Genomic DNA, 11,914 nt, shown 5'->3' with positions numbered 1-11,914 from the left:
AGACCAATGATTCAAATCCTGTCTGGAGAAAAACATGAAATTAACTAAAGTCACAAGTGCGCTCAGCCTGGCCGCGCTGGCGACACTTGCCTGCGCGGGCGCCATGGCCCAAGGCCAGGACTCGGGCTGGTACGGCGGCGCCAACGTGGGTCGCTCGGCCGCCACCATCGACGACGAGCGGATCAACCGAGGCCTGTTGGGCAGCGGCTTCAGCGCCAGCACCCTCGTCGATGACGACCGCTCCACCGGTTACAAGATTTTCGGCGGTTACCAGCTGAACCGGAACTTTGCGGTTGAAGGCGGCTATTTCGACCTCGGGAATTTCGGCTACACCGCCACCACCGTGCCAGCCGGAACGCTCGACGGGCGCATCAAGCTGCGTGGCCTGAACCTTGACCTGGTCGGCACCGTTCCCCTGAGCGAGAAGTTTTCGGTGTTCGGCCGGGCCGGACTGAATTACGCGCAGGCCCGCGATTCCTTCAGCGGCACGGGGGCCGTCCAGGTGGCCAATCCCAACCCGCGCAAGAACGACACCAACTACAAGCTTGGCCTGGGGCTGCAATATGCCTTGAGCGAGTCGCTCGCCGTGCGTGCCGAGGCCGAGCGTTATCGCATCAACGATGCGATTGGCAACCGGGGACACATCGACCTGTTCTCGGTCGGCCTGATCTACCGTTTTGGCGCAAAGAGCCAGGCACCCGCGCCGCGCATGGCCGCCGCCGAGCCGGTCCGGCAGGTCGTGGCCGTGGCACCTCCGCCGCCGGCGCCGCCCCCTGCGCCCCGGTTTGAAAAGTACACCTTGTCGGCCACCGAACTGTTCGCTTTCGACAGCGCCGAGCTGCGCATGCCGCAGGCCCGGCTTGACGAAATCGCCAGCGCGCTGGGTCGCCATGCCGAGGTCAACGACGTCGTCATCACCGGCTACACCGACCGCATTGGCTCCAGTGCCTACAACCAGAAGCTGTCCGAGCGCCGTGCCGTCGCTGTCAAGACCTACCTGGCCAGCAAAGGCGTTGGCGCTGCGCGGCTGAAGGCCCAGGGCAAGGGCGAAGCCGATCCGGTCATGACTTGCACCGAAAGGCAGCTTCCCGCGTTGATCAAGTGCCTGGAGCCTAACCGGCGGGTAGAGGTTGAGAACATCACAATCGAACGCCGCGTGCAATAGCCCGGCCGTAAAGAAGCCAAGCCGAACAGTACCGGCAGAATGACAATAAGGGCGCTTTATGCGCCTTTTTTCATGGCTGTTTCCAGAGCCATCCACTACAAACTGGGCCTCCATTCCGACGACGCTTCGAGGCGAAATCCTACAGTCGCATCAGGTCGTTTCAAAAGAATAAAGTTGTGGCGCAAACCGTTCGAAATGGCATCAGCCGGCAACGGCCGCGTTCCGGTGAATTGCCAGGTAGTATCCGCAAAGCCAGCACCAATAAGGTTTTTTTTGAGTTGTGAACATTGTTATCCACAGGCTGGCGTACAGAATGCGCGGGCAATTTGCAGTTGGCGGTAGCGCAAAGGCCCCAACAGCCCGACTGTTTGCGAGGGAATTGAAGAGCAGGTTTTCATAGGCAAACAAGGGGTTTTTGACGTTCTGGCGGCGAAATGTCTGGTGATTTAAAAGGCACCGCCCGTCAAGCCAGTGCTGGCGCGACTTTCGTGGTTTTTGAACAATGTTATGCACAGGGTGGCCCACAGTAATTGGGGGCAATGCACACGGCTGATAAGGCGATTTTTCGGGGTTACTTTTGTGCGCTAAGGTCTTCGATACCGAGCGTTTGTGTGGATTGGCGGGCACGGCTGGTTTTTTGTGACGGGACAAACCGTAAAAAGGACAAAGGCTTAACCTCGCAACCTTGGTCAAGAGTTTTCAGGTGCATGTCATGAACTGGTTTAAAAAAATTCCGCATCACTACCGCGCCGCCAGTGGTCTGGAATGGCGGCTGTGGCGCAAGCTGCCGCTGATTGCCCTGGCGGGCACGGCGCTGCCTTTGCTCTGCCTAGTGGCGTTGCACTTGCTGGGCGAACCGGTTCCTGATGCCGCTGAGGCGCGCTGGCTTCAGATGATGGATTACGTGGTCGGCGGTGTGATCATTTTCCATTGGTCCATGGTCCTGACCGTCGGCATTGGCTGCGTCATCGTGATGGTGATGAAAGGACCCGGCTATGTGGCCGACGGCTACCGGGTGTCGCACAGCGACCAGCCGCGCGCTGCCTACGAAACCGCCGAAGAAGCATCGGCCCACCGCCTGCCTGAATCCTGATTCCTGCGCTTCTGACAGAAAAAGGCTTCTGGCGCTGGCAAATTGTTACTTGCGCTGCAGCAAACCAAGCGCATCCACCGTGCGATTTCTTGGCCTCGCTTTGTGCCAACCGCATGAATTTTTTCACTGCCCCAAAATCGTGATGCCGTCAGGGACTGGCTGGCTGGCTGGCTGGCTGGCTGGCTGGCGCATGCGCGGGCCGGGCGTTGTGTCTGCTGCATTGCCTGATTCGGCAGTGGGCAACGAAACCTGCGCTGTCGGTCCCCTGTTGTTTTCACCAATGCAACCAAGGAGTTGCTTCTCACGAATTGAACAGTGACGCTTTGCGGCGACCTTTTCTCCAAGCTCAACTGCCTGCACGAAAGCCACGCGCAGGCTTTGCGGCCTGCTGGCGTTGGCAGTATCCGGGCGTTGCCGCGTCAACCCTTCCCGGTCATCAATGTCGCACCACGCCGGATGCGATTGAAATCGCTGGCGCTGGCGCTGGCGCTGGTGCCCGGTGCGGACCCGGCAGCGCTCCGATCACCGTGGACAAAGGCCTACTTGTGATTGCGGGCGAACGCAGGCGTGACGGTACGGCCCAGGGCGAGCACACTGCCTTCTAGGCCAAGAGCGATTCAAGGGCAGTTTATGCCGCGTGAACACCTTGCCTGACGATGCCGACCTGGACCGCACCAACGCCACCTGTCGCGACGGCATGCTGCGCGCAACCGTGCCTCGCGGCGAAGACTCGACGCCTCGCCAGAGCAATGCCAACTGATCGCATGGTCCAGATTTTTTGATCCATGCAATATGTCATAAAGCGCAACCAGCAGAACCAGGAAAGACTGCACTCCGGGCAAAGGGAAGCGCAAGGCGTTCGGGCAAGTCAGGACCGCTGCTTCTGCACGGGGCCGGCCGGCCAGCAAACTTGCAGCCACAAAACCAGGGCTAAGGGCAGGGCGGCCGTGAGGTTTCGTCCGCTGTCCCTTCAGATCCGCAGGTTAAGCCGTCGCGACGCGGCATTGTCATGCTGCGGTGCATCGTTATTTTTGAAGACGAGCACGGATTTACCCTTGTCGCCGACATGCCCGGCGTCGCCAGGGAGCAACTCGTGGTCCAGGTGACGGGCGACCAGCATGCGGATCAACTGCACAATTTCCGGGCACCGCCCGGCAGGCCAACAGGGGCGCGGCTTGCGCGGCTTGTGAACATTGTTATCCACAGCTTCGCCCACAGAAAGGGCGGACAAGCTTGCGCAGCACTGATGCATGCCTCTCTGGCTGTCCTATGCTTTGTTTCATAAACTGCCGGGTGGCATTGAGAACGGCTGGTGTCCAAGGCCGCTTGAACGTGCGCCGATGGATGCCGGGTTCCCCGATCAAGTACGGGGCAAGCTCAGTCCTGGATAACAGGGTTTGTTGTTATGGCGAATGGCAGTGTGCGCTGCGAGGCGACAATTCGCTCATCATGAAAACCATTCTTCCCCTGCAACTCCTCGTGGCCCCTGACCTGAACGACCCACAGCCTCTAATCATCTACCACGGCCGAAAATGCCCTGACGGCTTCGGTTCGGCTTTGGCGGCCTGGTTTTTTTATGCTGGCAAAGCGGAATTTCTGCCGCTCGACCACGGCGACATCAAGTCGGTCGATGACCTGCCCGCGCTGGCAGGCCGCGCCGTGTACATCCTCGACTTTTCATTTTCGGCCGATACCCTGCGCGGTATCGAGGAACGTGCTGCCAAGCTCGTCATGCTCGACCACCACAAAAGCGCCGCCGAAAAGCTGACCGGCTTTGCCTGCCGCTGCGGCGTGGTGCACTTCGACATGGACAAGTCCGGTGCCCGGTTGGCCTGGGAGTTTTTCCATCCCGACGAGCCCGTGCCTGATCTGGTGCGGTTTATCGAAGACCGCGACATCTGGGCCTGGCAGTACCCCGAGAGCGCCGGCTTTCTGGCCGCGCTCGACATGGAGCCACTCGACTTTGCCCGCTGGGCCGAGATTGCGAAGTTCAGCCCGGAGCAAACCACTGATTTCATGGCGCGCGGCCAGGCCATGGACGAGAAATTCAAAAAGCTCGTTACCGATATGTCCGACTCCGCCCAGCCTGTCGTTTTTAACGGCCAGAGCGGCTTGATGGTCAACGTGCCCGGTGTGTTTCACAGCCTGATCGGCAACCTTTTGTCTGAAAAAAGCACCACCTTCGCGCTGATGTGGCATGTCGGCAAGAGTGGCGGCGTGAAGGTTGGCCTGCGTTCGCAGCGCAGCTTTGACTGCATCCCGCTGGCTGAAAGCATGGGCGGCGGCGGCCATGCGCAGGCTTGCGGCTTCAAGATGGGCGTCGAGCGCCTGCCTGAGTTGCTGAGCGGCGTATTTGTAGCAAGCGCTACGCCCTTAGCCGGGCAGGAAGCCTGCGGCGCTCAAGCCGGCAGTGTCTCGCCCGTGTAGTTGAAAGGTATAGGACGGAGCCTGGCTAACGGTTTTTTCCCGTGGGTGAGGTCCACAACGCGTCACAACTGCGATTCCAGCAGCAAGGCCAGCCGCTCCATGAATTTTTCCTTCAGCGGCCGGGCTGCCCATTGGTCGTACGTCACCTGGCGGGACTTCTTCAGATCGTCTTCGAAAACACGCGTCTGTCGCTCGGCAAAAGCCGTGTCGTAAATGTTCAGGTTGGCCTCGTCGTTCAGGCGAAACGACCGGTTGTCGAAATTGGTCGAACCGACTGACACCAGAAGCTTGTCCACAATCATCACCTTGCAGTGGTACATGCTGGGAACGTATTCGTAGATTTCGGCGCCGGCCTTGAGCAGTGGCCCCCAGGTGCCGCGAGAGGCCGCGCGCACCGTGTCGGTGTCGATGATTTCTCCGGGGGTGATGACGCGGATTTTCACGCCGCGCCTGAGCGCATCGACCAGGGCCTGGGTGGTGAGGTCATCGGGGACAAAATAAGCGCTGGACAGGTCAATCGCATCCTTGGCGGCGGTGATGGACAACTGGTACATCAGCTGCATGCTTTCGCTGCCGCCCGACGGTGAACTGGAAAAAACCTGGGCATCACTGTTGCCAAGCGCTTGCAGCGCCGGAAAGTAATTCTCGCCATGCATGACCTGGCCGGTGACCTTGAGCCAGTTCTCCATGAATACGGCTTGCATCTGGGCAACAGCCGGGCCTTCGATGCGGAAATGGGAGTCGCGCCAGTGGTCGGCATCCTGGCCGTTGCCGGTCCATTTGGGGGCAATGCCGACGCCGCCGGTGAATCCAGTCTGGCCATCCACCACCAGCAGCTTGCGGTGGGTTCGGTTGTTGAGCCGGTGCAGGTTGTACCAGTTCGGTTTGTGGAACTTTTTGATCTGTACGCCAGCGTTCTTCATTTTGTCCAGAAAGCCGTCGTCAATCTTGGCGCTGCCGACCCAGTCCAGCAGCACATGCACTTTCACTCCTGCCTTGGCACGTTCGGACAGCGCATCGGCAAACTCGCGGCCAATGTCGCCCGACCAGTAGATATAGGTCTCGAAGGTGATGCTTTGCTGCGCGCTGCGGATCGCCGTCAGCATGGCCGGGAAAATCTGCTCGCCATTGATCAGCTCCTGCACCCGGTTGCCGCCCACCAGCGGCGGTCCCAGCAGCGAGCCGATGGCGCGGCGAAACTGCGGCTCGTGGGTCGAATACAGGCGTGGCAGTTCCTGACTGACGTCTTTTTCACCGCTGCTGAAGTTAATCACCGCCAGCAGGCTGATCAGCGTCAGAAAAAACGTGGCGGCAATCACGAGCGCAAGGCGTTTTTTTTTAATCATCGTGGAATGGCAAGTTGTCAAATGGAGGTGAAATGCCTGAGCCCGTCTGCACTGGTTGAAGCTCAAGCATTATTCGACAGGCGGGCCATTTTGTCCAAAGCCGATTCCCTGCAGGCCGGTAGTCCGGCCGCTTGAACGCCGGGCGACAATAGCGTCATGGCAAAAACACACATGCAATTGCAGGAAATCCTTTTTTCCCAAGGGTTTGGTACGCGGCGCGTCTGCGCGGGGCTGGTTCAGCAGGGTTTTGTGACAGTGGCGGCCGCTGCGTGTACCGATCCAGCTATGGATTTCGTAGCGGATGGCCTGCACTTCACGGTGCAGGGCGTGGCCTGGAAATACCACGAAAAAGCCTACCTGATGCTGCACAAGCCGGCCGGTTACGAGTGCTCGCAAAAGCCGAGCACCTATCCCAGCATCTACACGTTGCTGCCCGCGCCGATTCGCCAGCGTGGCGGCGGTGCGGCAGCGGGCGTGCAGGCGGTCGGGCGGCTCGACCAGGATACGACCGGCCTGCTGCTGCTGTCGGACGACGGCAAGTTCATTCACCGCATGAGTTCGCCCAAACACCATGTGCCCAAGGTCTACCAGGTCACGGCCAAACATCCGGTGGACGCGCAGCAGGTCGGCAAGCTGCTGGCCGGCGTGGTGCTGGACGACGACCCCAAGCCGGTTCGGGCGGCCGCCTGCGACCAGACCGGCGAATCAACGTTGAGCCTCACGCTGACCGAAGGCAAATACCACCAGGTCAAGCGCATGATCGCCGCCGTGGGCAACCGGGTGGAAGACGTGGGCGGGCTGCACCGTTCGTGCATCGGCTCGCTGGCGCTGCCGGCAGACCTCAAGCCCGGTGAATGGCGCTGGCTGACGGCACACGACCTGGCCAGCATCGCCGGCACCGCCGCGACGTAGCCGCCCTCCGGATAAGTCCTGAGGAAAAGGCGCACAACCTTGCGTGGCACATATGGCTTTCCGCACACCACGCCAAGGGGCATTCACGACCGGCCGCTACACTAGCGGATTGACCTTGGAAAGAACCGTTCTGTGAATGCATATTCCCGTTTTCCGGCTCTCTGCACGGCTGCTTTTTTGGCCTTGCTGTGCCTGTCTGCATCTGGACAAACTGCTGGCATTGCGGCCGCCGCGCCGGCAACTGCCGCCATTACCACGCCTGTGTTCGTGCTTAATTCCCTGGATGACAGCGTCAGCGTGATCAATCCGGCGAACTGGACCGAGACCAAGCGCATCGAGACCGGCAAGCAGCCACACCATCTCTACCTCACGCCCGACGAGAAATCGGTGATCGTCGCCAACGCGCTGTCCGATTCGCTGACCTTCATCGATCCGAAAACTGCCGAAGTGCAGCGGACGGTACGCGGCATCATCGATCCCTACCACCTGCGGTTTTCTCCCGACATGAAGTGGTTCGTGACGGCTGCCAACCGCCTCAACCATATCGACATCTTCCATTGGGATGGCAAGGACATGACCCTGGCCAAGCGCATTGCCACCGGCAAGACGCCCAGCCATTTGTGGATCGACAGCAAGAGCAGCACGATTTACTCGACGATGCAGGAAAGCGACGAACTGATCGCCATCGATCTGGCCACGCAGACCATCAAGTGGCGCACCAAAACCGGCTCGACGCCCGCCGACCTGATTGGCACGGCCAGCGACAAATTCGTGCTGGTCGCCCTGACCGGCGGCGATGGCGTCGAGGTGTATGACGTGAGCGGCAAGGAGCCCCAACGGGTCAAGTTCATCAAGACGGCGATGGGCGCCCATGCCTTTCGCGCTTTCGGCGACAAGCGCCACCTGTTGGTCAGCAACCGGGTGGCCAACACCATCAGCATGATCGACCTGCAGACGCTCCAGGTGGTGAACAGCTTTCCGGCGCCCGGCGGCCCTGATTGCATGGACGTGAGCCGCGACTTGAGCCAGATCATCGTGACGTCACGCTGGATTCGCAAGCTCACTTTCATCGACGTGGCCAGCCGCAAGGTGGTGCGTCAAATCAACGTTGGCAGGAGTCCCCATGGCGTCTGGACGCTCGATCACTCGCCGAGGTAGTCAGGCCTCGTTAGCTATTTTATTGATAGCTAACTGTGTATGTGCAGTAAGCGCGGATGGCCAGTTTGAAGCCAAAAATTCGCCCGAGCGCGCGTCCTGCAAGCCGGTCTACCTGACGCTGGACACTGGCCACATGGAGGTGGCGCCGCTGATGGCCGAGGTACTGAAACGGCACCAGGTCAGGGTCACCTTTTTTGCCGCCAACGAGCGCACCAAGACCGGCGATGGCAGCCTGGGAACGCACTGGGCGCCCTGGTGGAAGGCGAGGGCGGCGGAAGGCCACGAGTTTGCATCGCACACCTTTGACCATACCTATTGGCGGGCCGACGTGCCGGGTGCATCGGGGGCGCCGACGCAATTCAGCGTACGTCCTTCGGCAGGTCCATCCGAGGGCAAGACGTTCACCTGGACGGCCAAGCAATATTGCGAGGAAATCAGCCGTGCCAGCGCGCGCCTGCAGGACATCACTGGCAAGAAGCCGTTGCCGCTGTTTCGCGCACCCGGTGGCAAAACCTCGCCGCAGCTTCTGGCCGCCGCCCGGTCGTGCGGTTACGCGCATGTGGGCTGGTCGCCTGCCGGCTTTCTGGGGGACGAGTTGCCCAGCGAAAAATACCCCAACGCCGTGCTGCTGGACAAGGCGCTGCAGGGTGTCCGGGCGGGTGATGTGCTGGTGGCGCACCTGGGCATCTGGTCACGCCAGGAACCGTGGGCGCCAGCGGTGCTGGAGCCCTTGATCACTGGCCTGCAGTCGCAAGGCTTCTGCTTCAGGACGCTGCGCGAGCATCCGCAGTACCAGGCCTGGGTCGAAGCGCAGCCGCTGGTGTTGACAACCCAGACTGGAAAATAGAACCGATGGACTGGATGACTGGAATTTTTGCAGGTGTTCAAGGCTGGCTGTTCCAGGCGCTGGTGCAACCCGCGCTGTTTGCACTCGACATGAGCAGCCTGTTCGAGGATGCCTATGCGGCGACGGCCTGGTTCATGATCGGCGTCCTGCAGGTCATCATCCTGCTGGCGGTGATAGGACCGTTGCAACGCTGGCGGCCGGTCGAAGCAATGGACTCGCCCGCTGACAGGGCAAGTATCCGCATTGATGTGCTCTACACGCTGATCCACCGGCTCGGGCTGTTCCGGTTGGTGCTCTTTTTTACCCTTGATCCCTGGTTTGATGCAGCCTTCGGCGCGCTGCGCACCGCCGGCTACGGCACTTTTCACCTGGACCAGCTGTGGCCCGGCGTAACCGACCAGGCCGTCGTGAGCCTGTTGATCTACCTGCTGGTGTTCGACTTTGTCGCCTACTGGACGCACCGCGGCCAGCACCAGCTGGAGTGGTGGTGGCGGCTGCATTCACTGCACCATTCACAGCGGCAGATGACGATGTGGAGCGACAACCGCAGCCACCTGCTCGACAGCATCCTGATCGACAGTGTCGTCGTGGTCGTCGCGCAGCTGATCGGCGTGGCGTCGGACCAGTTCATCCTCATCGTCGCGCTGACGCAACTGAGCGAAAGCTTCCAGCATGCCAATGTGCGGCTCTGGTTTGGCCGGGTGGGCGAGCGGCTCTGGGTCAGCCCGCGCTTTCACCGGTTGCACCACAGCATCGGCATCGGTCACGAAACGCCGGTCCTGGCAAGCCCCATCGCAGTACGCGAAGCGACAAGCTTGGGGGCGTTTCCATCAGTCGGGGCCACGGAACCGGCTTTGCCGGGCCGCAGGCGCAGCGCCCCCCCGGGGGGCAGCGAACCACACGAAGTGGGGAGCGTGGGGGTTTTTAAACTCGGCGGGAAAAATTTCGGCGTGCTGCTGCCGTGGTGGGACATGTTGTTTGGCACAGCCAATTTCGAGCTTCGCTATGACCCGACCGGTGTGCGCGACCAGGTCGAGAGGCATCGCGACTACGGCAGCGGTTTCTGGTCGCAGCAGTGGCTGGGCATGAAGCGGCTGTTCGGTCGGGCATGACGCTTTCATGAACACCATGCTTGATTCCTTCTGGCGGGCGGTGATGTACTGCCTGCATCCTCGCGTCATCGCGCTGTCGATCCTGCCCGTCATCATCATGGGCGTGCTGTCGCTGACGCTGGGCTACTTTTACTGGGAAGACGCCTTGGTCGCAGTGCGCGGCAGCCTGGAAAGCTTCGAGCTGGTCAATGCCATGGTGCACTGGCTTGACGGCATCGGGCTCGGCAGCCTGCGCCTGGTGCTGGCGCCGGCGTTGGTGCTGTTCCTGGCCATTCCGGTGATCGTCGTCGCGACTCTGCTGCTGGTAGCGGTATTCATGACGCCCAGCATGGTGGTGCTGGTGGCAAGCCGGCGGTTCCCCCAGCTGGAGCGCAAAAAGGGTGGCTCGATGCTCGCCAGCATCATCTGGTCGCTGGGGTCGACCTTGCTGGCCATCGTGGCGCTGGTGGCGACGGTTCCGCTCTGGCTGGTGCCGCCGCTGATTTTGATCCTGCCGCCGCTGATCTGGGGCTGGCTGACTTATCGCGTCATGTCCTACGATGCTTTGGCGGACCACGCCAGCCGCGAGGAACGCGAGCAGTTGTTCCGCGAAAACCGCCTGCCTCTGCTCGGCATCGGCGTGCTGAGCGGCTACCTTGGCGCGGCGCCCAGCCTGCTCTGGGCCTCAGGCGCCATGTTCATCGCCATGGCGCCAATCCTGGTACCGCTGGCGATCTGGATCTACACCCTGGTGTTCGCCTTTTCATCGCTCTGGTTTGCCCATTACTGCCTGGCCGCGCTGGAGCAGCTTCGCAAGCGAAGCAATGCTGCAGCGCAGGCGCTCTCAGCACAAGCTGCTACAGAATTAATAGTTGGCGAGTCGCCCGCGCCGGTTTTTTCCACACTGTCAGGCGGCGTCCCGCCGGACTCCACCACCAAACTCCAGGACCCTTTTGCATGACCCCTTCATTCGGACTCATCATCATTGGCGATGAAATTCTTTCAGGCAAGCGCACCGACAAGCATTTGCCCAAAGTCATCGAACTGCTGGCAGCCAGGGGTCTGGCGCTGGCCTATGCTGAGTATGTCGGCGACGACCCGGAGCGTATCACCGCGACGCTGGCGCGCACCTTTGCCGCCAGCCGCGCGTCGGGTGATGTGGTGTTCTGCACCGGCGGCATCGGCGCGACGCCGGACGACCATACCCGCCAGTGCGCCGCCCGGGCGCTGGGCGTGGAACTGGCGCTGCATCCCGAAGCCAGGCGGCTGATCGAGGAACGCATACGCGACACGGCCAAAGAGCAGGGCGCCGCCTACGAGCCCGACCGCCATGACAACCTGCACCGCCTGAACATGGGCGTGTTTCCAGTCGGTGCCCAGATCATTCCCAATCCCTACAACAAGATTCCCGGTTTTACCTGCCAGGCCGGGCAGGGCGCGGTGCATTTTGTACCCGGCTTTCCTGTCATGGCCTGGCCAATGGTCGAGTGGGTCTTAAACAACAGCTATGCCCACTTGCACCAGGCGACTTGCGCTGTTGAAAAATCCGTCATCGTGATGGGATCGATGGAAGCCGCGCTGACCCCTTTGATGCTGTCAATTGAAGCCGAGCACGCCGGCGTGAAGGTGTTCAGCCTGCCCAGCGTCGACCATCCAGAATATGGGCGTCATATTGAACTTGGCGTCAAAGGGACGGCGGATGCCGTCAACCGCGCTTATCCCGCTTTGCTGGCAGGCTTGCACAAGTTCGATCTTAAGCTTGGCCCCGAATTGGTGCGATAACAAGAAAAATGCCGTATTGAGACCATATATGCACCATACAAGTGCATTTTAAGCTTAATTTTTAAAACTGCTGTTTCAAAACAAGTCAATCGA

13 protein-coding genes are annotated in these 11,914 nt (G+C 60.7%); 10 read left to right on the top strand and 3 right to left on the bottom strand.

Annotated features, from left to right (window positions below):
• Positions 1 to 34 precede the first annotated feature (34 nt).
• Positions 35 to 1,165: an outer membrane beta-barrel protein gene (locus IWX85_RS09390; RefSeq protein ID WP_196869557.1), complete on the top strand. Its 1,131-nt coding sequence runs from the start codon at positions 35 to 37 to the stop codon at positions 1,163 to 1,165.
• 201 nt (positions 1,166 to 1,366) lie between these two features.
• On the opposite strand, the gene IWX85_RS09385 is transcribed toward IWX85_RS09390, so the two are convergent.
• Positions 1,367 to 1,858 (bottom strand): hypothetical protein, encoded by a 492-nt coding sequence (locus IWX85_RS09385; RefSeq protein ID WP_196869556.1) that lies wholly within the window; start codon positions 1,856 to 1,858, stop codon positions 1,367 to 1,369.
• A gap of 19 nt (positions 1,859 to 1,877) precedes the next feature.
• On the opposite strand from IWX85_RS09385, the gene IWX85_RS09380 reads away from it, so the two are divergent.
• On the top strand, positions 1,878 to 2,258 hold the full coding sequence (locus tag IWX85_RS09380; protein WP_036804558.1) for a hypothetical protein: 381 nt from the start codon (positions 1,878 to 1,880) through the stop codon (positions 2,256 to 2,258).
• A 637-nt stretch (positions 2,259 to 2,895) separates the two neighbouring features.
• Entirely contained in the window at positions 2,896 to 3,018 is a 123-nt protein-coding gene (locus IWX85_RS09375) for an Hsp20 family protein (RefSeq protein WP_196869555.1), read from the top strand.
• A 210-nt stretch (positions 3,019 to 3,228) separates the two neighbouring features.
• Here the strand turns inward: IWX85_RS09375 and IWX85_RS09370 are convergent, their stop codons facing one another.
• Positions 3,229 to 3,489 (bottom strand): hypothetical protein, encoded by a 261-nt coding sequence (locus tag IWX85_RS09370; RefSeq protein ID WP_196869554.1) that lies wholly within the window; start codon positions 3,487 to 3,489, stop codon positions 3,229 to 3,231.
• A 218-nt stretch (positions 3,490 to 3,707) separates the two neighbouring features.
• On the opposite strand from IWX85_RS09370, the gene IWX85_RS09365 reads away from it, so the two are divergent.
• A complete protein-coding gene (locus tag IWX85_RS09365; RefSeq protein ID WP_051984385.1) occupies positions 3,708 to 4,685 on the top strand; it encodes a DHH family phosphoesterase in 978 nt (325 codons plus the stop codon).
• 62 nt (positions 4,686 to 4,747) lie between these two features.
• Here the strand turns inward: IWX85_RS09365 and cls are convergent, their stop codons facing one another.
• Positions 4,748 to 6,031 carry a cardiolipin synthase gene (gene cls, locus IWX85_RS09360; protein ID WP_081932716.1) on the bottom strand — a complete coding sequence of 428 codons (1,284 nt, stop codon included), beginning with the start codon at positions 6,029 to 6,031 and terminating at the stop codon, positions 4,748 to 4,750.
• 171 nt (positions 6,032 to 6,202) lie between these two features.
• Here cls and IWX85_RS09355 point away from each other — a divergent pair, with 171 nt between their 5' ends.
• The 6 genes from IWX85_RS09355 (at position 6,203) to IWX85_RS09330 (ending at position 11,821) form a co-directional block, all read left to right on the top strand.
• A complete protein-coding gene (locus IWX85_RS09355; RefSeq protein WP_036813905.1) occupies positions 6,203 to 6,943 on the top strand; it encodes a pseudouridine synthase in 741 nt (246 codons plus the stop codon).
• A 132-nt stretch (positions 6,944 to 7,075) separates the two neighbouring features.
• A complete protein-coding gene (locus IWX85_RS09350; RefSeq protein ID WP_036811022.1) occupies positions 7,076 to 8,101 on the top strand; it encodes a hypothetical protein in 1,026 nt (341 codons plus the stop codon).
• Positions 8,067 to 8,948, top strand: a complete 882-nt coding sequence (locus tag IWX85_RS09345; protein WP_196869553.1) for a polysaccharide deacetylase family protein — start codon at positions 8,067 to 8,069, stop codon at positions 8,946 to 8,948. Before IWX85_RS09350 ends, IWX85_RS09345 begins: the two co-directional genes overlap by 35 nt.
• Before the next feature lie 5 nt (positions 8,949 to 8,953).
• Complete coding sequence (locus IWX85_RS09340) at positions 8,954 to 10,060, top strand: sterol desaturase family protein (protein ID WP_196869552.1); 1,107 nt, start codon at positions 8,954 to 8,956, stop codon at positions 10,058 to 10,060.
• Between the two features lie 7 nt (positions 10,061 to 10,067).
• Complete coding sequence (locus IWX85_RS09335; protein WP_196869551.1) at positions 10,068 to 11,000, top strand: EI24 domain-containing protein; 933 nt, start codon at positions 10,068 to 10,070, stop codon at positions 10,998 to 11,000.
• Positions 10,997 to 11,821, top strand: coding sequence for a molybdopterin-binding protein (locus IWX85_RS09330; RefSeq protein WP_036811030.1), 825 nt, complete (start codon positions 10,997 to 10,999; stop codon positions 11,819 to 11,821). Before IWX85_RS09335 ends, IWX85_RS09330 begins: the two co-directional genes overlap by 4 nt.
• Positions 11,822 to 11,914 lie beyond the last annotated feature (93 nt).

It is taken from the genome of Polaromonas sp. CG_9.11 (genome assembly GCF_015752225.1).
Lineage (GTDB): Bacteria > Pseudomonadota > Gammaproteobacteria > Burkholderiales > Burkholderiaceae_C > Polaromonas.
Note: the sequence above shows the minus strand (reverse complement) of the source record. Positions and strands in the feature narration are given on the sequence as shown.

Coding starts and splice junctions, on each gene's coding strand:
- IWX85_RS09390 (WP_196869557.1), top strand. CDS start 35: ATGAAATTAACTAAAGTCACAAGTGCGCTCAGCCTGGCCGCGCTGGCG.
- IWX85_RS09380 (WP_036804558.1), top strand. CDS start 1,878: ATGAACTGGTTTAAAAAAATTCCGCATCACTACCGCGCCGCCAGTGGT.
- IWX85_RS09365 (WP_051984385.1), top strand. CDS start 3,708: ATGAAAACCATTCTTCCCCTGCAACTCCTCGTGGCCCCTGACCTGAAC.
- cls (WP_081932716.1), bottom strand. CDS start 6,031: ATGATTAAAAAAAAACGCCTTGCGCTCGTGATTGCCGCCACGTTTTTT.
- IWX85_RS09355 (WP_036813905.1), top strand. CDS start 6,203: ATGCAATTGCAGGAAATCCTTTTTTCCCAAGGGTTTGGTACGCGGCGC.
- IWX85_RS09345 (WP_196869553.1), top strand. CDS start 8,067: ATGGCGTCTGGACGCTCGATCACTCGCCGAGGTAGTCAGGCCTCGTTA.
- IWX85_RS09340 (WP_196869552.1), top strand. CDS start 8,954: ATGGACTGGATGACTGGAATTTTTGCAGGTGTTCAAGGCTGGCTGTTC.
- IWX85_RS09335 (WP_196869551.1), top strand. CDS start 10,068: ATGAACACCATGCTTGATTCCTTCTGGCGGGCGGTGATGTACTGCCTG.
- IWX85_RS09330 (WP_036811030.1), top strand. CDS start 10,997: ATGACCCCTTCATTCGGACTCATCATCATTGGCGATGAAATTCTTTCA.